The organism is Brachybacterium atlanticum (assembly GCF_025669985.1).
Classification (GTDB): Bacteria; Actinomycetota; Actinomycetes; order Actinomycetales; family Dermabacteraceae; genus Brachybacterium; species Brachybacterium conglomeratum.
In genome coordinates this window covers 1-18,925 of record NZ_JAKJJW010000035.1, presented here as the reverse complement: position 1 = coordinate 18,925, position 18,925 = coordinate 1, and the positions used below count along the sequence as shown (strand labels likewise).

Sequence of the window (18,925 nt, the reverse complement as noted above, 5' to 3'; positions counted from 1 at the left end):
GGGACGGAGGACCGCGAGGGTGGCAGCAGGCTCCCGTGCGCGCGGCCGCGCACGCGGCCGCGTCGGCCGTCACCTCGCGGTCCCTCTGGTCATGGTGCTGGTCTTCGGCGGGATCGCTGGCGGCAGCTATCTCGCCCTGGAGCGCTACGGCTCCCCCGCCCACGAGGGCACCTGCGTCGCCTCGGGGCTCGGCACCAGCCACCGCTACACCACCGATCGGGTCGCGAACGCGGCGCTGATCAGCGCGACGGCGGTGGATCGGGGCATGCCGCCGCGGGCGGCGTCGATCGCGCTGGCGACCGCGTACCAGGAGTCGCAGCTGCAGAACATCGACTACGGCGACCGGGACTCGCTGGGCCTGTTCCAGCAGCGGCCCTCGCAGGGCTGGGGCACGGAGGAGCAGATCATGGACCCGGTCTACGCCTCCAACGCCTTCTTCGACGTGCTCGAGACCTACCCCGACTACACCAGCGCCGACATCAACGACATCGCCCAGCAGGTGCAGCGCTCCGGGCATCCCGAGGCGTATCGCGACCACGAGACCGAGGGTCGGCTGTACGCCTCGGCCCTCACCGGCCAGTCCGGCGCGAACCTGCTGTGCACCCTGGACGAGGTCGGTGCGACCGCCTCCCCGGAGCAGCTGCGCGGCGAGCTCGCGCGGCAGTTCCCCCGCGCGACGGAGTCCGGGCGGGTCACATCGTCGCTGGACTCAGCCGCCGGGGCCGCCCCGCAGGTGCCCGAGGGCGCCGGCGCGACGGCGCTCGTGCTCGACCCGGGCGGCGACGAGACGCTGGGCTGGTCGCTCGCGAACTGGGCCGTCGCCCGTGCGGCCGACGACGGGGTGGTGCAGGTCAGCTATCGCGGCCGGGTCTGGGACCGCACCGCCCACGGCGAGGAGGCCGGGGCCTGGGGCAGCGCCGAGGGCGGCGATCCCGAGCGGGTGGTCGTGCTGGTCAGCGGCCGCTGAGCGCCGCGGATCGGGATCCGGCGCACTGAGCGCTCGCCCCGGTCCGAGGCTCGCTCGGGCTCAGTGCACAGTGAGGCCACGGGCGCGGAACTGCTCGCGCACCCGCTCGACGACCTCCGTGGACGGCGGCAGCGCGTCCCGCAGCCGGTATTCCATCCCGAGCGCGTCCCACTTGTCCTGGCCCATGTTGTGGAAGGGCAGCACCTCGACGCGCTCGACCACGTCCTGCCAGCGCTCGACGATGTCCGCGACCTTCTCGACGTTCTCCGCCGCGTCGGTCCATTCCGGCACGACCACGAAGCGGATCCAGATCGCGGTGCCGGCGCGGGCGAGGCGGTCGCCGAAGTCGATCGTGGGCTGCAGCTCCCGGCCGGTGAGGCGCTTGTAGCTCGGCTCGTCGCCGCTCTTGACATCCAGCAGCACGAGGTCGACGTCGGCGAGGAGCTCGTCCTTCGCGACCGCGCCGAGATACCCGGAGGTGTCGATCGCGGTGTGGATGCCGAGCGCCTTCGCGGCGCGCAGCACGTTGCGGGCGAAGGCGGGCTGCATGAGCACCTCGCCGCCGGAGAGGGTGATCCCGCCGCCGGTCGCGCGGAACACGCGGCGGTAGCGGCGCAGGAGCCGTTCGATCTCCTCGAGCTCGACGTCCTGGCCGCGCCGCATCTCCATGGTGTCGGGGTTGTGGCAGTAGACGCAGCGCAGCGGGCAGCCCGCGAAGAAGATCGTCAGCCGGGTGCCGGGGCCGTCGACCGCGGTGACCAGCTCCCAGGAGTGGACAGAGGCGAGGCGGCCCTCCCGGATCGCGGCGAGGCGGCCGCTGCGGTCCAGCTCCGCCTCGGCCATCCCGTCGATCCCGGCGCCCGACCGCCGGTTCCGGGCGGGCCGGCCCAGCAGGTCGATGCTCTGCGTCATCTGCGCTCTCGTCCCCGTGCTCGCTGTGCTCTGTCTGTTCTGTGTGCTCTGTGCGCCGGCTGCGCCCGCGCGCCGCTCAGGCGCCCTGGTGGAAGGTGCGGTCCAGGACGTCCAGCTGCTGCTCGCGGGTGAGCTTCACGAAGTTCACCGCGTAGCCGGAGACGCGCACGGTGAGGTTCGGGTAGTCCTCCGGGTTCTCCATCGCGTCGACGAGGGTGTCCTTGTTCAGCACGTTGATGTTGGCGTGGAACAGGCCGGTCTCGGCGTTGTTCGCGGCCCGGCTCGCCTTCATGGAGGCGAGGCGCTGGTCGAAGGTGGGGGTGGTCATGGGGGTCTCCTCGGGGTGTGCGGTGCAGGTTCGGGGGTGGAGGGGCTGGTCCGGCGGCGCCGCCGGGTGCCGGCCGGCCGACGGGGCGCGTCGGCCGGCCGGTGCGAGGCTCACTCGTCGTCGATCATGAAGCCGGCGTCGAGGATCCCGACCAGGTTCGTCACCTGCTCGTCCTTGGTGCGGCCGAGCCCCTGCGGGGTGATCGTGTTGGTCAGCGAGATGCCGTCCAGGGCGTCCTCGTAGTCGAGCTTGCCGACCGAGAGCATGGAGGCGACCATGCCGTGGGTGTCGGCGCCGTTCTCCGGGTTCGCGCCCGGGGAGAAGGGGGTGCCGGCCCGGTGCCCGGAGGGGAAGGAGCCGGTCGCCTTGCCGTAGACGACGTTCGAGGTGATCGTCAGGACCGACTGGGTCGGGATCGCGTCGCGGTACATCGGGATCGCCCTGATCTTCTGCATCACGGTGTGCACGATCGTCGCCGCGATGTCGTCGGCGCGGTCGTCGTCGTTGCCGTAGCGGGGGAACTCCCCCTCGGTCACGTAGTCGACGACCAGGCCGGTCTCGTCCCGCACCGGGGTGACCGTGGCGTAGCGGATCGCGGAGAGGGAGTCCGCGACGATCGACAGGCCCGCGATGCCGCAGCCCATGGTGCGCACGATCTCGCTGTCGTGCAGCGCCATCTCGATCGACTCGTAGGCGTAGCGGTCGTGGCTGTAGTGGATGATGTTCAGCGCCTCGACGTAGGTGCCCACCACCCAGTCGAGCATCTCCTCGTAGCGCTGCCAGACCTCGTCGAAGTCCAGCGGGCCCTCGCCCGTGATCGGGGTGTGCAGCCCGGGCTCGGTGACCTGCTTCCCGGTGACCTCGTCGCGGCCGCCGTTGATCGCGTACAGCAGCGCCTTGCCGGCGTTGACTCGGGCGCCGAAGAACTGCATCTGCTTGCCCACCCGCATCGGGGAGACGCAGCAGGCGATCGCGGCGTCGTCGCCCCAGCGCTCACGGATCTGCTCGTCGGACTCGTACTGGATCGAGGAGGTCTCGATCGAGATCGCGGAGCAGAACTCCTTGTAGCCCTCCGGCAGGGACGGGTCCCAGAAGATCGTGATGTTCGGCTCCGGGGCGGGGCCGAGGTTCCGCAGGGTCTGCAGCAGACGGAAGGACGTCTTCGTGACCAGTGGCCGGCCGTCCTCGGCGAAGCCGGCATCGGACCAGGTCGCCCAGTAGGGGTCGCCGGAGAAGATCTGGTCGTAGTCGACGGTGCGCAGGAAGCGGACGATGCGCAGCTTGATCACGAGCGCGTCGATGATCTCCTGCGCCTCGGACTCGGTGAGGGTGCCGGCGGCGAGGTCCCGCTGGATGTACACGTCCAGGAAGCCCGAGAGTCGGCCGATGGACATCGCGGCGCCGTCCTGGCTCTTCACCGAGGCCAGATAGGCCATGTAGGTCCACTGCACGGCCTCCTGGGCGGTCGCGGCCGGGCGACGCAGGTCCAGCCCATAGATCTCGCCGAGCCGCACCAGCTTCGCCAGCGCCTTGATCTGCTCGGCGTGCTCCTCCCGATAGCGCGCCCAGTGCTCGGAGAACCCCTGGTCCGCGACGGCGTCCTTCGCGGCCTTCTTCTCCGCGATCAGGAAGTCCGCGCCGTAGAGGGCGAGGCGGCGGTAGTCGCCGATGATGCGGCCGCGGCCGTAGGCGTCGGGCAGGCCGGTGATGACGTGGCTGGAGCGGGCGGCGCGGATCCGCGGGGTGTAGATGTCGAAGACGCCGTCGTTGTGGGTCTTGCGGTGCTTGGTGAAGATCTCCTTGATCCGCGGATCGGGCTCCTTGCCCGCCTCCCGGATCGCGGTCTCGACCATGCGCCAGCCGCCGCTGGGCATCATGGCGCGCTTGAGCGGCACGTCGGTCTGGAGGCCGACGATCACGTCGTCGTCCTCGCTGATGTACCCGGCGGGGAAGGCGTCGATGTCGGCGGGGGTCTCGGTGTCGACGTCGTAGACGCGCCGCCTGCGCTCCTCCGAGAGGTAGGTGCGCTCGAGGTGGTCCCAGAGCCGGAGGGTCTTCTCGGTGGGGCCGGCGAGGAAGGAGGCGTCGCCCGAGTAGGGGGTGTAGTTGCGCAGGATGAAGTCGCGCACGTCGATCGTCTCCTGCCACGGGCCGGGGGCGAACCCTGCCCAGGCGTCGCCCGGGGCGGTCTCGGCGGCGGGACGGTCGGTGGTCGCGGTGCTCATGGCGGCTCCTGTTCGCGGCGCGGGCCCGCGGTGCGGGGCCCTTCGTGGATGACTCCACGCTAGGTACCGGCGACGCCGTCGACCGGGGTCGAAGGTCCCCGCACGATCCGAGCCGGCCCGCCGCTGGACGTCGGTCCATCGCCGCCGGGACCAAGGGCCTGCCGGGTGCGACGGAGGGTCCGAGGGGCGCGCCGGGGCTGCGCCTGGCACGGCCCCGCCGGGCATGACGGAGGGCCCGCACGATCGGTGATCGCACGGGCCCTCGCGGCTCCTCAGGACGGGGCTGGCGGCCCGCCGGATCGCTCAGCTGCGCTGCTTGTCCATCTCCGCCTTCAAATCCGCGAGGCGCAGCTCGCTGGTGCCGGTGCGTTCCTGCATCGCGGTGTACGGGCGCTCGGCCTCGCCGGTGTAGATCTGGCGCGGGCGGCCGATCTTCGTCTCCGGGTCGTGGATCATCTCCTGCCACTGGGCGATCCAGCCCGGGAGGCGGCCGATGGCGAACAGCACCGTGAACATCTCGGTGGGGAAGCCGATGGCCTTGTAGATGATGCCGGTGTAGAAGTCGACGTTCGGGTAGAGCTTGCGCTCGACGAAGTAGTCGTCCTTCAGCGCGATCTCCTCGAGCTTCATCGCGAGCTCGAGCCGCTCGTCCTGCACGCCGAGGCGCTCGAGGACGTCGTCGGCGATCTTCTTGACGATGCGGGCGCGGGGATCGTAGTTCTTGTACACCCGGTGGCCGAAGCCCATCAGGCGGATCCCGTCCTCCTTGTTCTTCACCTTCTCCATGAAGTCGCGGGGATCCATGTCGCGGGCCTGGATCTCGTCGAGCATCTCCATCACGGCGGCGTTCGCGCCGCCGTGGGCGGGGCCGGAGAGGGCGCCGATGCCGGCGGAGATCGAGGTGAACAGGTTCGCCTGCGCGGAGCCGACCAGGCGCACCGCGGAGGTGGAGCAGTTCTGCTCGTGGTCGGCGTGGAGGATCAGCAGCTGCTCCATCGCGCGCACGATCACCGGGTCCGCGATGAACTCCTCGACCGGGAAGCCGAAGGTCAGGCGCAGGAAGTTCTCGATGAGGGAGAGGCGGTTGTCGGGGTAGAGCAGCGCGTGGCCCTGCGCGATGCGGTGCGCGTAGGCGGCCATCGTCGGCATCTTCGCCAGCAGGCGCACGGAGGAGATCCGCACCTGCTCCTCGTCGAAGGGGTCCAGGGAGTCCTGGTAGAAGGTCGACAGACCCGACACCCCGGCCTGCAGCACCGCCATCGGGTGGGCGTCGCGCGGGTAGCCGTCGAAGAGGTGCTTGAAGCGCTCGTCGAGCAGGGTGCGGCGCTCGACCTGGGCCTCGAAGTTGTCGAGCTGGCCCTTGGTGGGCAGCTCGCCGTTGATCAGGAGGTAGGCGACCTCGAGGTAGCTGGACTTCTCCGCGAGCTGCTCGATGGGGTAGCCGCGGTAGCGCAGGATGCCCTCATCGCCGTCGATGTAGGTGATCGAGGACTTCGCGTTCGCGGTGTTCATGAAGCCGGGGTCGTAGGTGACCTGACCGGTCTCCTTGCGGAGCGGACCGATCGTGATGCCGGAGTTGCCCTCCACGGCAGGGACGACCGGAAGGTCGAGGGACTTCTCCCCGAGGGTGAGGTGGGCAGACGTCGTGGCGTGATCCATGGGCTCTCCGTTGTGCGTGGTCGGATCGGTCCCGGCGCGGGGCCGGAGGTGTCAGGAGCGCTCGAGGCGCTGGGCGGCGGCTGCGATCCGCTCGTCGGTCGCGGTGAGGGCGACGCGCACGAACCGCGCTCCCCCCTCACCATAGAACATCCCTGGTGCGACCAGCACACCGAGGTCTGCGAGGCGGTCGACCGTGGCCATCGAGTCCTCGTCGAAGGTGGTCCACAGGTACAGGCCCGCCTGCGAGCCGTGGATCGTCCCGCCCGCGGACTCGAGCGCGGGGGCGAGCTGAGCCCTGCGGGCCCGGTAGACCTCCCGCTGCGCGGCGGGGGCCGCGTCATCGGCGAGCGCTGCGGCGAAGGCCGCCTGGACGGGGCCGGGCAGCATCATCCCGGCCTGCTTGCGCACCGCGACGAGCTCGGCCACGAGCGACGGGTCCCCGGCGACGAGGGCCGCGCGGTAGCCGGCGAGGTTGGACTGCTTGGACAGCGAGTACACGCACAGCAGACCCTCGAGGGAGCCGCCGTTCACCCGCGGGTCCAGGATCGAGGGGACCTCGTCCACGGTCCAGGGCAGCAGCGCGTAGCACTCGTCGGAGGCGACGACGATCCCGCGCTCGCGCGCCCAGGCCAGCAGCGCGGCGAGCTGGGAGGCCGCCAGCACCTCGCCGGTCGGGTTCGAGGGGGAGTTCAGCCACAGCAGCCGGATCCTGCTCGCGGCGGACGGGTCCGGCAGCGCGGCGTCGCCCTCGGCGGCCATGCGCGCCATGTCCACCGGCAGCGGCCTCGCGCCGACGAAGCGGGCGCCCATGTCGTAGGTCGGGTAGGCGATGTGCGGGAAGGCGATCACGTCGCCCGCGCCGAGGCCCAGCTGGAAGGGCAGGTGCGCGACGAGCTCCTTCGAGCCGACGGTGGGCAGCACCGCGTCGACCCCCAGCGCGGCGGGGGCCGCTCGGTGGCGGCGGACGAAGTCCACCAGTGCCTCGCGCAGGGCGGGGGTGCCGACCGTGGTCGGGTAGCCGGGGCTGTCGGCCGCGTCGGCCAGCGCCTGCTGCACGGTGGCGGGCGTCGGGTCCACGGGGGTGCCGACGGAGAGGTCGACGAGCCCGTCGGGGTGCTGCGCGGCCCGCTCGCGGGCGGGCACGATCGCGTCCCAGGGGAAGGCGGGCAGGCGCGCGGCGAGGCCCTCGCGTGCGACGGGGCGGGCGGCGGAGTGCGTCGGCGCCACGGCTCAGGCCAGGGGGTTCTCTTGCGGGGGCAGGGCCTCGACGAGCGGGTGGTCCTTGTCGATCACGCCCATCTTCGCGGCGCCGCCCGGTGCACCGAGCTCGTCGAAGAACTCGACGTTGGCCTTGTAGTAGTCGGCCCACTCGTCGGGGGTGTCGTCCTCGTAGAAGATCGCCTCGACGGGGCAGACGGGCTCGCACGCGCCGCAGTCCACGCACTCGTCGGGCTGGATGTACAGCATCCGGTTGCCCTCGTAGATGCAGTCCACGGGGCACTCGTCGACGCAGGCACGATCCTTCACGTCGACGCAGGGCAGGGCGATGACGTACGTCATGTGCGGCTTCCTTCCGTCCGGGGCGCCCTCCATCATCTCATCCCGGCCCCGCCCGGGAGCGCCGCCGGGACGTGCCGGAGCAGGAGGTGACAGGATGCACACCTGCCTGCGGCGGCCCCCGCGCCGGATCGACGGGCCCGGGGATAGCCTGCCCGGATGACGATGCACGAGGGTCACCGGGTCCGCGCCGGCTGGGCGCCCTTCCTCGCCGAGGGGCGACGGGTAGTGCTGCGCTATGCGATCGACCGCGAGCGCTCCCCGCACGGCGAGTCGATGACCGATGCGCTGGGCACGATCACGCTGGTCGACGACGCGGTGGTGCAGGTGATGACGCGGCGCGGCGAGGTGCGCGTGCCGCGGGCCCTGGTCATCGCCGCGAAGGAGGTCCCCCCTCCGCCGGTGCGGCGGCAGGGGCCCGCCGCGCCCTGACGATGTAGTCCACGCCGGAGCCGACGTGCAGCACGGCCCCGACCCACACCAGCGCCTGCGCGACCGGCACCAGCGAGGGCGCCCACGCGGCGACCGCGACCAGCAGGAACACCGAGGCCATCAGCACGAAGGTGCGGATCTTGCCGAGCCAGGAGACGGAGATCCGCCCGCCGAGCGCGGCCCGCGTGGCGAGGAGGGCCATCGCCGCGTCGACGACGACGATCACGGCGAGCGCCGCCCAGGGCAGCAGGTCGGCGAGGGCCAGGGTCAGCACGATCGCGACGAGGCCCAGCCGGTCCGCGATCGGGTCCATGATCTGGCCGGTGCGGCTGGTCTGGTCCAGGGCGCGGGCGAGCATCCCGTCGATCCAGTCGGTCGAGGCCCAGACGAGCAGCAGCACCACGCCGAGGGTGTCCGGCCCGTCCGCCAGGCGCAGGCACACCGGCAGCAGCAGCGCGAGGCGGACGAGGGTGACGAGGTTCGGGATCGTCGCCCAGTCGGGGCGGTCGGCGGCGCTCACGGTCTCAGCGAGCCCGGGACCGGCCGCGGGCCGCCACCGTGATCACCAGGGCGAGGGCGAAGGGGATCAGGATCCCGATCCCCTGCACGATCCAGCCGGAGTACTGCGTCTGCTCCGCGATCACGGCGGGCATGAGCACTCCCCCGCCCGCGCCCTCGCCGAGGAAGGGCCCGGCCAGCAGCCCCCACAGCGAGCCGAGCACCAGGAGCGGGAAGCGGGTCCCCGTCGCGGACCACAGGAACAGGCACACCACGGCCTGGAAGGCGGCGCCGAACAGGAGCCCGGCCGGGAGGTCGGCGCCGAGCACGGTCAGCTCGAACCGGTGGGTGGTGACCAGCAGCAGCACCGAGACGATCGCGAGCACGATCGCCATCGCGGCCTGGCCGAGCCGGGCGGCGAGGGAGGTCGTGTCGACCGTCGTCGGCCTCTGCTGCGTGCTGGTCACCGCGTCACTTCCCGGACTTCGCCTTGGACTGGGCGCGACGGCGCTCGTTCGCGTCCAGGATCACCTTGCGGATGCGCACGATCTCCGGGGTCACCTCGACGCACTCGTCCTCGCCGGCGAACTCGAGGGACTCCTCGAGGGTCAGCTTCCGCGGCGGCACCAGATTCTCGAAGGAGTCCGACGACGCGGCGCGCATGTTCGTCAGCTTCTTCTCCTTGGTGATGTTCACGTCCATGTCCTCGTTGCGGGAGTTCTCCCCCACGACCTGACCGGCGTACACCTCCGAGGTCGGCTCGACGAAGAAGGAGCCGCGCTCCTGCAGGTTGATCATCGCGAAGGGCGTGACGTTCCCGGGGCGGTCGGCGACCAGCGAGCCGGTCGCGCGGAACTCGATCTCGCCCATCCACGGCTCGAAGCCGTCGGCGTAGGAGGAGGCGATGCCGTTGCCGCGGGTCTCGGTCATGAACCGGGTGCGGAACCCGATCAGCCCGCGGGCGGGGACGATGAACTCCATGCGCACCCAGCCCGAGCCGTGGTTGCTCATGGTCTCCATGCGGCCCTTGCGCGAGGCCATCAGCTGGGTGACGGTGCCGAGGTACTCGTCGGGCACGTCGATGGTCATCCGCTCGACGGGCTCGTGGACCTTGCCGTCGATCTCGCGGGTGAGGACCTTCGGCTTGCCGACGGTGAGCTCGAAGCCCTCGCGGCGCATCTGCTCGACCAGGATCGACAGGGCCAGCTCGCCGCGGCCCTGCACCTCCCAGGCGTCGGGGCGCTCGGTGGGCAGCACCTTCAGGGACACGTTGCCGACCAGCTCGGAGTCCAGGCGGTCCTTCACCTGGCGGGCGGTGAGCTTGTGGCCCTTGCCGTTCTTGCCCGCGAGCGGGGAGGTGTTGATGCCGATGGTCATCGAGATCGCGGGGTCGTCGATGGTGATCAGCGGCAGCGGGCGCGGGTCGTTCACGTCGGCGAGGGTCTCGCCGATCATGATCTCCGGGATGCCGGCGACGGCGACGATGTCGCCCGGGCGGGCGGCGCGGGTCATCGGCTCGCGGGAGAGGCCCTTGGTCTCCAGCAGCTCGGTGATCTTCACCGTCTTCGTGGTGCCGTCCTGGGTGCACCAGGCGACCTGCTGGCCCTTGGTGAGCTCGCCGTTCTTGATGCGCAGCAGCGCGAGACGGCCAAGGAACGGGGAGGCGTCGAGGTTGGTGACGTGGGCCTGCAGCGGCACCTCGTCGTCGTAGCTCGGGGCCGGGATCGACTCCAGGATGGTCTTGAACAGCGGCTCGACGGTCTCCTCCTCGGGGAGGGTGCCGTCGGCGGGCTGGGTGGTGGAGGCGCGGCCCGCCTTGCCGGAGGCGTAGACGACCGGCACGTCGAGGACCGCGTCGAGGTCGATGTCGTCGACCTCCTCGGCGAGGTCGGAGGCCAGGCCCAGCAGCAGGTCGGTGGCCTCGCCGACGACCTCCTCGATGCGGGCGTCGGGGCGGTCGACCTTGTTGACCACGAGGATGACGGGCAGCTTCGCGGCCAGCGCCTTGCGCAGCACGAAGCGGGTCTGCGGCAGCGGGCCCTCGGAGGAGTCCACCAGCAGCACGACGCCGTCGACCATCGACAGGCCGCGCTCGACCTCGCCGCCGAAGTCGGCGTGGCCGGGGGTGTCGATGACGTTGATGGTGATGCCGTCGGGCTCGCCGACCGCCGCGGCCGAGGGGCCGACGTAGCGGATCGCCGTGTTCTTGGCGAGGATCGTGATGCCCTTCTCGCGCTCGAGCTCGCCGGAGTCCATCGCCCGCTCGTCGTGCTTGTCACGCTCGCCGAAGGCTCCGCCCTGGGTGAGCATGGCGTCGACCAGGGTGGTCTTGCCGTGGTCCACGTGGGCGACGATGGCGACGTTTCGCAGGTCGGTGCGGTGCTGGATGGTCATACGCAGGTGCTCGATTCAGATAGCGCGGCGGGGCGTGGACCGAGCAGCGCCCGGTCGCACGGCGGGTGCGACCCGCTCCAGGGCCGCGCCGAGTCTATCGGGCCGTGGCGTTCTGCGACGGGTGCGGGGATGAGAGCTTCGACGCGCTCTTCCCGGCGAGGAGCGCGGCGGGGAGGGCCGAGGCGAGGCGTCACCTCTCGGATCGACGAGGGCGAGGCCCGCACGGATCCTCTCCGCGCGGGCCTCGCCCCTGTCATCGGTCCGACGTCATCGGCCCCCGGTCACCGGCTCAGACGTGCCCGGCCTGGGCGAAGGGATCGATGATGTCGTCCGGGCCACCGTCGCCCTCGCCGCCGGTCTCGTCGGCCGGATCCTCCGGGGCCTCGACGTCGATCGTCTCCGAGCCCGCCAGCGGGATGGAGCCGCCGGGGATCGCGGCGAGCAGGCGCTTGGTGTAGTCCTGCTGCGGGGCGTGGAAGACGTCGTCGGTGGTGCCCTGCTCGACGACCTTCCCCTTCTCCATCACGAGGGTGTGGTCCGCGATCTGCCGCACCACGGCGAGGTCGTGGGTGATGAACAGGTAGCTCAGCCCCAGCTCGGCCTGCAGGTCGTTGAGCAGCTCGAGCACCTGGGCCTGGACCAGCACGTCCAGCGCCGAGACGGCCTCGTCGCAGATCACGACCTCGGGGTCCAGCGCGAGCGCACGGGCGATCGCGACGCGCTGGCGCTGGCCGCCCGAGAGCTCGTTGGGGTAGCGAGGCATCATCGCCGCGGGCAGCGCGACCTTGTCCAGCAGGTCGCGGACCTTCGCCTCGCGGCTCTTCGGGTCCCCGATGCCGTGCAGGCGCATCGGCTCCTCGATCGTGCGGAAGATCGAGTACATCGGGTCGAGGGTGCCGTAGGGGTTCTGGAAGATCGGCTGCACGCGACGGCGCAGCGCTTTCAGCCGGCCGCCCCGCAGGTCCGCCACGTCCTCCCCCTCGAAGAGCACCCGGCCCGAGGTGGGCTCGAGCAGCTTCAGCACCATTTGGGCGACGGTGGACTTGCCCGAGCCGGACTCCCCCACGATCGCCGTGGTGGTGCCGCGACGCAGCGCGAAGGAGACCTCGTCGACCGCGAGGAACGGGGTCGACCTCCACGGCACCTTCCCGCGGATCGGGAAGGACTTCGTCAGGCTCTGCACCTCGATCACCGCGTCGGCGTCCGGCTCGGCGTAGCCGAACTCGGGCGCCATCGTGTCGGACACCGGCGCCGGGGAGGTGAGGCGGTCCTCGGCGTGCACCGGCGTGTTCTCCTGCGCCTGCTCCCGGATCTCCGCGCGCTGGGAGGAGGAGACCAGGCGCCGCGAGGCGAGCGACGGCGCGGCGCTGATGAGCCGCTGGGTGTACGGGTGCTGCGGGTCCTGCAGCAGCTGCAGCGCAGGACCGGACTCGACGACCTGTCCCTTGTACATCACCACCAAGTGCTGGGCGCGCTCGGCGGCCAGGCCCAGGTCGTGGGTGATCAGCAGCACCGCCACGCCGAGCTCACCGGTGAGGTGGTCGAGGTGGTCGAGGATCTGCTGCTGGACGGTGACGTCCAGGGCGCTGGTGGGCTCGTCGGCCACCAGCAGCTTCGGCCGGGCGGCCAGGCCCATCGCGATCAGGGCGCGCTGCTTCATGCCGCCGGAGAACTCGTGCGGGAACTGCTCGGCGCGGCGCTCCGCGTCGGAGAGCCCCGCCTCCTCGAGCAGCTGGACGGTGCGCTTCCTCGCCTCGGCGCCCTTGGCGACGCCGTTGGCCGCGAGGGTCTCGCGGATCTGGGCACCGACCTTCCACATGGGGTTGAGGTTGCTCATCGGGTCCTGCGGGACCAGGCCCACCTGGTCGCCGCGCAGCACCCGGATCTCCTTCTCGGAGACGTGGGTGATGTCGCGGCCCTCGAAGAGGATCTGCCCGCCGGTGATCGAGCCGTTCTTGGCCAGCAGGTGCGCGATCGCCATGGCGGTCGTGGACTTGCCCGAGCCGGACTCGCCCACGATCGCGACGGTCTCCCCGGGGTACACCTCGAGGTTCGCATTGCGCACGCCCTTGACCGGTCCGCTCGAGGTGGTGAACGTGATCTCGAGGTCCTTGATCTCCAGCAGCGGCTGCGCGGAGCCGGCCGGGGAGGCGGACGGGGTGGGGTTCACGGAGGTCGTGGTCATCGCTTCCTCGCCTTCGGGTCCAGTGCGTCGCGCACCGCGTCGCCGAGCATGATGAAGCTCAGCACGGTGATCGCCAGCGCCAGGGACGGGTAGAACAGCATGGACGGCTGCGTGCGCAGCGCGTCACGGGCGTCGGAGATGTCCCCGCCCCAGGAGACGGCGGAGGTGGGCAGGCCCACGCCGAGGAAGGACAGCGTCGCCTCGGCGACGATGAACACGCCGAGGTTGACGGTCGCGGTGACGATCACCGGGGCGATCGCGTTGGGGATCACGTGCTTCAGCAGCACGGTGCCGCTCGAGGCGCCGAGCGCCACCGAGGAGGTGACGTAGTCCTGGCTCTTCGTGGAGATCACGGCGCCGCGCATGATGCGAGCGACGTTGGTCCAGCCGAAGATGCTCAGCACCACGATCACGGTCCACATGCTCATCTCGCCCACGCGGGTCGCGACCACGATCGCGCCGAGGATCATCGGCACCGCGAAGAAGATGTCGGTGACGCGGGAGATGACCTCGTCGAACCAGCCGCCGATGTAGCCGGCGAGCGCGCCGATCGTGCCGCCGATGAGGGTCGAGCCGACCATGGCGAAGAAGCCGATGATCACCGAGGTGCGGGCACCCCAGAAGGTGCGGGCCATGATGTCGTAGCCCTGGCGGGAGGTGCCGAAGGGGTGCTCGGGACCGGGCGGCTGGTTGGCGCGGCCGAGGTCGCCGAAGCCCGGGTCCTGCGAGGTGAACACCTGCGGGAAGGCGGCGACGAAGAGCACGAACAGGATCAGCAGCGCGGAGATCACGAACACGGGGTTGCGGACCAGGCTGCGCCCGGCCTCGGCCCACAGGGAGCGCGGGGTGCCGGAGGTGTCGACCGCGTCGACCTCCTGCAGCGGGGTCTCCGCGAGCGGCGCGACCCAGTGCTCCGTGCGGGGCCGGCGGGAGTTCTGAGCATCACTTCGCATAGCGGATCCTCGGGTCGAGCACGCCGTAGAGCAGGTCCACGACGAGGTTGGAGAGCAGGAAGATGATCACCAGCAGCGTCACCAGCGACACGATCATCGGGGCCTCGCCCGCGTTGATCGAGTTGAACAGCAGCGTGCCGATGCCCGGGACGTTGAAGACGCGCTCGGTGACGATCGCGCCGCCCATCAGGGCGCCCAGGTCCGCGCCGATGAAGGTGACCACGGGGATCAGGGAGTTGCGCAGGACGTGCTTGGAGACCACGCCGCCGCGGGAGAGGCCCTTCGCGGTCGCGGTGCGCACGTGGTCGGCGCCCGCCGTCTCCGCGATCGAGGTGCGGGTCAGGCGCAGCACGTAGGCGAAGGAGACGCCGCCGAGCACGAAGCCGGGCAGCATCAGGTTCTGCCAGGAGGGGTCGCGGCCCACGTTGATCGGGGCGATCCCCAGCTGCAGGCCGAAGACGAACTGCGCGAGGAAGCCCAGCACGAAGGTGGGCGTGGCGATCAGCAGCAGCGAGAGCATCAGCAGCGTGGTGTCGATCAGCTTGCCCTTGCGCAGGCCCGAGATCACGCCGGCGGCGACACCGAAGATCGTCTCGACGATCACGGCGATGATCGCGAGGCGGAACGTGGTCGGGAAGGCCGCGGCGATCTGGTCCCACAGGGGGCGGCCGTTGAATCCGACGCCGAGGTCGAAGGTCAGCACGCTCTTGAGGTAGAGCAGCCACTGGACCAGCACGTGCTGGTCGAGGTTGTACTGCTCGCGCAGCTGCTGCGCGACCGCCGGGGAGATCGGCTTGTCGCCCGCCAGGGCGAGGATCGGGTCACCCGAGGTGTAGAACGCCAGCAGGTAGACGATCAGGGTGGCGCCGAGGAAGACGGGGATCATCTGCAGCAGTCGCCGCCCGATGTACCAGAGCACGTCGTTCCCTTTCGATGGAGGAGGGGCCTCGCGGCCCGGTGGAACTGCCCGGCCGGGGGCCGGGCGTGGAACAGCGGGAACCGGACGCAGCCGGTTCCCGCTGTCACGGGGAGATCAGCAGATCACTTGGTGATGTTGTGGTACAGCGGCACGGTGTCCCAGCCGTACTCCACGTCGGAGACGAGCGTCGAGTAGCCGCCGATGGTGTTCTGGTACCAGAGCGGGAGGACGGGGAGGTCGCGCATGAGCAGGGCCTCCGCCTCCTTCCAGATCTTGATGGCGTCCTCCTCGGTCTCGGCGGCGAGGCCGTCGGCCAGGAGCTGGTCGAACTCGGGGTTCTTGTAGTCGCCGTCGTTGGAGCCGTTGCCGTCGGCCGCGGAGGAGCCGTAGAGCGGGCCGAGGAAGTTGTAGGCCGACGGGTAGTCCGCCTGCCAGCCGGAGCGCCAGGTGCCCAGGAGGTCACGCGCGCGGATCTGCTCGCGCATCTCGCCGAAGGCCGGGAACGGCGTGGGCTTCGCCTCGATGCCGAGCACGTTGGCGAGCGAGTTGCAGACCGCCTCGACCCAGTCCGCGTGCGGACCGTCGGCGTTGTAGGCGAGGGTGAGCGGGCCCTTGAACGGGGTGATCGCCTCGGCCTCCTCCCACAGCTTCTTCGCCTCGGCCTCGTCGAACTCGAGCACCTCGGCGCCGGGGATGTCGGTCGCGCCGCCGCCGGGGATCACCGGGGAGACGAAGTCCGTGGCCGGGGTGCGGGTGCCGAAGAAGAGGTTGTCGCAGATCGACTGGCGATCGATCGCCCGCGAGATCGCCTTGCGACGGATCGCGCCGGCCTCGCCCTCGAAGTTCGGGTCGTAGCCGGGCAGGGTGATCGACTGGAACACGGCGCCGGGGGCGTTGACGGCCCGCTCGCCGAGGTCGTCCTCGAAGGTCGCGAGCGCCGAGCCGGGCAGCTGGTCGACGACGTCGACGTTGTCCGACTGCAGGTCGAGGTACATCGTCTCCGGGTCCTGGTAGACCGTGAAGGTGATGCCGGAGTTCTTCGGGGCGCGGGGACCGTCGTAGGACTCGTTGGGGACCAGCACCAGCTCCTGGTCGTGGGTCCAGGTCTCGAGCTTGTAGGGGCCGTTCGCCAGCGGCGCCTCGCCGTAGGCCTCCATGTCGTCGAAGGCCGAGGGCGGCATCGGCATGTAGGCCGAGTAGCCCAGGCGGGTCGGGAAGTCCGACTGCGGGGAGACCAGGCGTGCGGTGAAGGTGGTCTCGTCGACGACCTCGAGGCCGGAGAGGGTCGCGTCGGGGGCGACGTCCTCGGCGGAGAGCTCCTCGTAGCCCTCGAAGGGCTCGAAGAAGTACTGGCCGATCTGGGCGTTGGCTGCGTTCGCGCCGTAGTTCCAGGCGTCGACGAAGTCCTGCGCGGTGATCGGGGTGGAGCCGTCGGAGTAGGTCAGGCCCGAACGGATCGTGATGGTCCAGTTCTGGTTGTCCTCGGACTCGATCGACTCCGCGATGTCGTTCTCGATGCTGCCGTCGGCCTTGTAGTAGACCAGGCCCGCGAAGATCATCGTGATGATGCGGCCGCCGCCGACCTCGCCGGTGTTGGCGGGCAGCAGGGGGTTCTCGGGCTCGGTGGTGTTCGCGTAGATCGGCTCTCCGGTGCTGCCACCGGCATCGCTGCCGCCGGCTCCGGCGCCGCCGTCGTCTCCCCCGCAGGCGGCGAGGGTGAGGGCGGCCGCGCCTCCGGCGGCGGTGCCCAGCATCATGGATCGGCGCGAGATGGCCATGGGTTCTCCTGGATGGCTAGAGATCGTGATCCGCACCATCGTTGTGCGGTACCGCACCTAGTCTGCACCCTCAGATGTCAACTGCATTCCATCTGTCGGTAACGCTTCGGTCTCGGCGATTTTTCAACCATGAGCGGACCCGGGACGGACCAGGGGCGGAACCCGTGGCAGGAAGTCCCCTCCCAGCGTGCCTGGGTGTTGAATGGCCATATGACTTCTTCCGATCCCACCACTGCTCCTGTCGACCCCACCACGACCGAGGCCTGGGCCGAGCTCGAGGCGCACGACCTCGCGCTCGAGGGCTCCCTGCGCGAATGGTTCGCCGCGGATCCCGAGCGCGCCGCCCGCTTCACGCACGACGCCGCCGACCTCCACGTCGACCTCTCGAAGAACCTCATCACCCCCGAGACCATGCGCCTGCTGCTGAAGCTGGCCCGCGAGGTCGGGGTCGAGGAGCGCCGCGACGCGATGTACGCCGGCGCCCACATCAACACCACCGAGGACCGCGCCGTGCTGCACACCGCGCTGCGCCGCCCCGCCGGCTCCTCCCCCGCCCTGGCCGTGGACGGGCAGAACATCGACGAGGACGTGCGCGGCACGCTCCACCGCGTCTACGAGTTCGCCGAGAAGGTCCGCTCCGGCGAGTGGACCGGCGTGACCGGCAAGCGCATCGAGACCGTCGTGAACATCGGCATCGGCGGCAGCGACCTCGGCCCCGTCATGGTGTACGAGGCGCTGAAGCCCCTCGCCCAGGACGGCCTCGAGGCGCGCTTCCTGTCCAACATCGACCCCACCGACGCGTACCAGACCACGCGCGGCCTCGACCCCGAGACGACCCTCGTCATCGTCGCCTCGAAGACCTTCACCACCCTGGAGACCCTCACCAACGCGCGCCTGGTGCGCAGCTGGCTGCTCGAGGGGCTGCGCGAGAGCGCGGGCCTGACCGCAGAGCAGGAGAAGGAGGCCGTCGCGAAGCACTTCGTGGCCGTCTCCACCGCGCTGGACAAGGTCGAGGAGTTCGGGATCGATCCCCGGAACGCCTTCGGCTTCTGGAACTGGGTGGGCGGCCGCTACAGCGTCGACTCCGCGATCGGCACCGTGCTCGCCACCGTGCTGGGCCCGGACGTGTTCGAGGAGTTCCTGGCCGGCTTCCACGCGATGGACGAGCACTTCGCCACCGCGCCCGCGGAGCAGAACGTGCCGCTGCTGATGGGCCTGCTGAACATCTGGAACGTGAACTTCCTGGAGGCGGAGACCCACGCGGTCCTCCCCTACTCCCAGTACCTCCACCGCTTCCCGGCCTACCTCCAGCAGCTCACCATGGAGTCCAACGGCAAGGGCGTGCGCTGGGACGGCTCGCTGGCGACCACCGAGACCGGCGAGGTCTTCTGGGGCGAGCCCGGCACCAACGGCCAGCACGCCTTCTACCAGCTGATCCACCAGGGCACCCGCGTGATCCCGGCGGACTTCATCGCCTTCGCCACCCCGGACCACGCGCTGGTCGACGGGGAGCAGGACGTCCACGAGCTGTTCCTGGCGAACTTCTTCGCCCAGACCAAGGCGCTCGCCTTCGGCAAGACCGCCGAGGAGGTCCGCGCCGAAGGGACCGAGGGCGCGCTCGTCGCCGCCCGCGAGTTCTCCGGAGACCGACCCACCACCTCGATCATGGCCCCGAAGCTGACCCCGTCGGTGCTGGGCCAGCTGATCGCGCTGTACGAGCACATCACCTTCGTGCAGGGCGTCGTGTGGGGCATCAACTCCTTCGACCAGTGGGGCGTGGAGCTCGGCAAGCAGCTGGCGAAGGACCTCGCCGGCGCCGTCGCCGGCGACGAGGAGAAGATCTCCGCGGAGGACGCCTCGACCTCGGGCCTGATCCGCTACTACCGCGAGCACCGCGAGGGCTGAGCGCCCTCCCTGCGGGGCCGACGCCCGCCGCGCCGGCCCCCCACGGTCCATGCCGCCCCGCCCACCGGCCACGCCCCGCCTGGGGTCCGCCGCCGGGGCCCATGTGTTCACTGGCGCTATAGCCGGGTGCCCGCCCATATGGCGGTTTCAGATGATCACTGCATCGGTGGTGATGATCTGGAGGAGCGATGAGCGGTAGGCGCAGGATTGCGA

At 70.6% G+C, this 18,925-nt stretch carries 15 protein-coding genes and 1 pseudogene; 3 read left to right on the top strand and 13 right to left on the bottom strand.

Annotated elements, in window-relative coordinates:
• Positions 1-19 precede the first annotated feature (19 nt).
• Entirely contained in the window at positions 20-967 is a 948-nt protein-coding gene (locus tag L3K22_RS14080) for a hypothetical protein (protein WP_263311937.1), read from the top strand.
• 60 nt (positions 968-1,027) lie between these two features.
• Here L3K22_RS14080 and pflA read toward each other — a convergent pair whose 3' ends face one another.
• The 6 genes and pseudogenes from pflA to fdxA all read right to left on the bottom strand — a co-directional run bounded on the left by pflA (position 1,028) and on the right by fdxA (position 7,651).
• Positions 1,028-1,879, bottom strand: coding sequence for a pyruvate formate-lyase-activating protein (pflA, locus tag L3K22_RS14075; RefSeq protein ID WP_263311936.1), 852 nt, complete (start codon positions 1,877-1,879; stop codon positions 1,028-1,030).
• 76 nt (positions 1,880-1,955) lie between these two features.
• Positions 1,956-2,135 (bottom strand): annotated as a pseudogene (locus L3K22_RS14070) (glycine radical domain-containing protein); the annotation flags it as partial.
• Between the two features lie 182 nt (positions 2,136-2,317).
• Positions 2,318-4,432, bottom strand: a complete 2,115-nt coding sequence (locus tag L3K22_RS14065; protein ID WP_263311935.1) for a pyruvate formate lyase family protein — start codon at positions 4,430-4,432, stop codon at positions 2,318-2,320.
• Positions 4,433-4,735: 303 nt separating this feature from the next.
• Positions 4,736-6,091 carry a citrate synthase gene (locus L3K22_RS14060; protein WP_082835302.1) on the bottom strand — a complete coding sequence of 452 codons (1,356 nt, stop codon included), beginning with the start codon at positions 6,089-6,091 and terminating at the stop codon, positions 4,736-4,738.
• Positions 6,092-6,142: 51 nt separating this feature from the next.
• A complete protein-coding gene (gene dapC / locus L3K22_RS14055) occupies positions 6,143-7,318 on the bottom strand; it encodes a succinyldiaminopimelate transaminase (RefSeq protein WP_263311934.1) in 1,176 nt (391 codons plus the stop codon).
• A 3-nt stretch (positions 7,319-7,321) separates the two neighbouring features.
• Positions 7,322-7,651, bottom strand: coding sequence for a ferredoxin (fdxA, locus tag L3K22_RS14050; RefSeq protein WP_010551454.1), 330 nt, complete (start codon positions 7,649-7,651; stop codon positions 7,322-7,324).
• 156 nt (positions 7,652-7,807) lie between these two features.
• On the opposite strand from fdxA, the gene L3K22_RS14045 reads away from it, so the two are divergent.
• A complete protein-coding gene (locus L3K22_RS14045; protein ID WP_010551453.1) occupies positions 7,808-8,080 on the top strand; it encodes a putative acetyltransferase in 273 nt (90 codons plus the stop codon).
• Here the strand turns inward: L3K22_RS14045 and L3K22_RS14040 are convergent.
• The 7 genes from L3K22_RS14040 to L3K22_RS14010 form a co-directional block, all read right to left on the bottom strand.
• Positions 8,019-8,600, bottom strand: a complete 582-nt coding sequence (locus L3K22_RS14040; protein ID WP_263311933.1) for a CDP-alcohol phosphatidyltransferase family protein — start codon at positions 8,598-8,600, stop codon at positions 8,019-8,021. The genes L3K22_RS14045 and L3K22_RS14040 overlap by 62 nt on opposite strands.
• Positions 8,601-8,604: 4 nt before the next feature.
• A complete protein-coding gene (locus L3K22_RS14035; RefSeq protein ID WP_263311932.1) occupies positions 8,605-9,045 on the bottom strand; it encodes a hypothetical protein in 441 nt (146 codons plus the stop codon).
• Positions 9,046-9,049: 4 nt separating this feature from the next.
• Positions 9,050-10,972 (bottom strand): translational GTPase TypA, encoded by a 1,923-nt coding sequence (gene typA, locus L3K22_RS14030; protein WP_263311931.1) that lies wholly within the window; start codon positions 10,970-10,972, stop codon positions 9,050-9,052.
• A gap of 289 nt (positions 10,973-11,261) precedes the next feature.
• Positions 11,262-13,157 (bottom strand): dipeptide ABC transporter ATP-binding protein, encoded by a 1,896-nt coding sequence (locus L3K22_RS14025; protein WP_263311930.1) that lies wholly within the window; start codon positions 13,155-13,157, stop codon positions 11,262-11,264.
• Positions 13,154-14,110 (bottom strand): ABC transporter permease, encoded by a 957-nt coding sequence (locus tag L3K22_RS14020; protein WP_010551448.1) that lies wholly within the window; start codon positions 14,108-14,110, stop codon positions 13,154-13,156. Before L3K22_RS14020 ends, L3K22_RS14025 begins: the two co-directional genes overlap by 4 nt.
• The gene (locus L3K22_RS14015) at positions 14,100-15,029 is read right to left on the bottom strand and encodes an ABC transporter permease (RefSeq protein ID WP_263311929.1); all 930 of its coding nucleotides are present in this window, start codon (positions 15,027-15,029) and stop codon (positions 14,100-14,102) included. The genes L3K22_RS14020 and L3K22_RS14015 overlap by 11 nt, the downstream gene beginning before the upstream one ends.
• A 122-nt stretch (positions 15,030-15,151) precedes the next feature.
• Positions 15,152-16,807 (bottom strand): peptide ABC transporter substrate-binding protein, encoded by a 1,656-nt coding sequence (locus tag L3K22_RS14010; RefSeq protein ID WP_263311928.1) that lies wholly within the window; start codon positions 16,805-16,807, stop codon positions 15,152-15,154.
• A gap of 210 nt (positions 16,808-17,017) precedes the next feature.
• Between L3K22_RS14010 and pgi the strand changes: the two genes are divergently transcribed.
• Complete coding sequence (pgi, locus tag L3K22_RS14005) at positions 17,018-18,712, top strand: glucose-6-phosphate isomerase (RefSeq protein WP_263311927.1); 1,695 nt, start codon at positions 17,018-17,020, stop codon at positions 18,710-18,712.
• Positions 18,713-18,925: the final 213 nt, after the last annotated feature.

Coding starts and splice junctions, on each gene's coding strand:
- pflA (WP_263311936.1), bottom strand. CDS start 1,879: ATGACGCAGAGCATCGACCTGCTGGGCCGGCCCGCCCGGAACCGGCGG.
- L3K22_RS14065 (WP_263311935.1), bottom strand. CDS start 4,432: ATGAGCACCGCGACCACCGACCGTCCCGCCGCCGAGACCGCCCCGGGC.
- L3K22_RS14060 (WP_082835302.1), bottom strand. CDS start 6,091: ATGGATCACGCCACGACGTCTGCCCACCTCACCCTCGGGGAGAAGTCC.
- fdxA (WP_010551454.1), bottom strand. CDS start 7,651: ATGACGTACGTCATCGCCCTGCCCTGCGTCGACGTGAAGGATCGTGCC.
- L3K22_RS14045 (WP_010551453.1), top strand. CDS start 7,808: ATGACGATGCACGAGGGTCACCGGGTCCGCGCCGGCTGGGCGCCCTTC.
- typA (WP_263311931.1), bottom strand. CDS start 10,972: ATGACCATCCAGCACCGCACCGACCTGCGAAACGTCGCCATCGTCGCC.
- L3K22_RS14025 (WP_263311930.1), bottom strand. CDS start 13,157: ATGACCACGACCTCCGTGAACCCCACCCCGTCCGCCTCCCCGGCCGGC.
- L3K22_RS14020 (WP_010551448.1), bottom strand. CDS start 14,110: ATGCGAAGTGATGCTCAGAACTCCCGCCGGCCCCGCACGGAGCACTGG.
- L3K22_RS14010 (WP_263311928.1), bottom strand. CDS start 16,807: ATGGCCATCTCGCGCCGATCCATGATGCTGGGCACCGCCGCCGGAGGC.
- pgi (WP_263311927.1), top strand. CDS start 17,018: ATGACTTCTTCCGATCCCACCACTGCTCCTGTCGACCCCACCACGACC.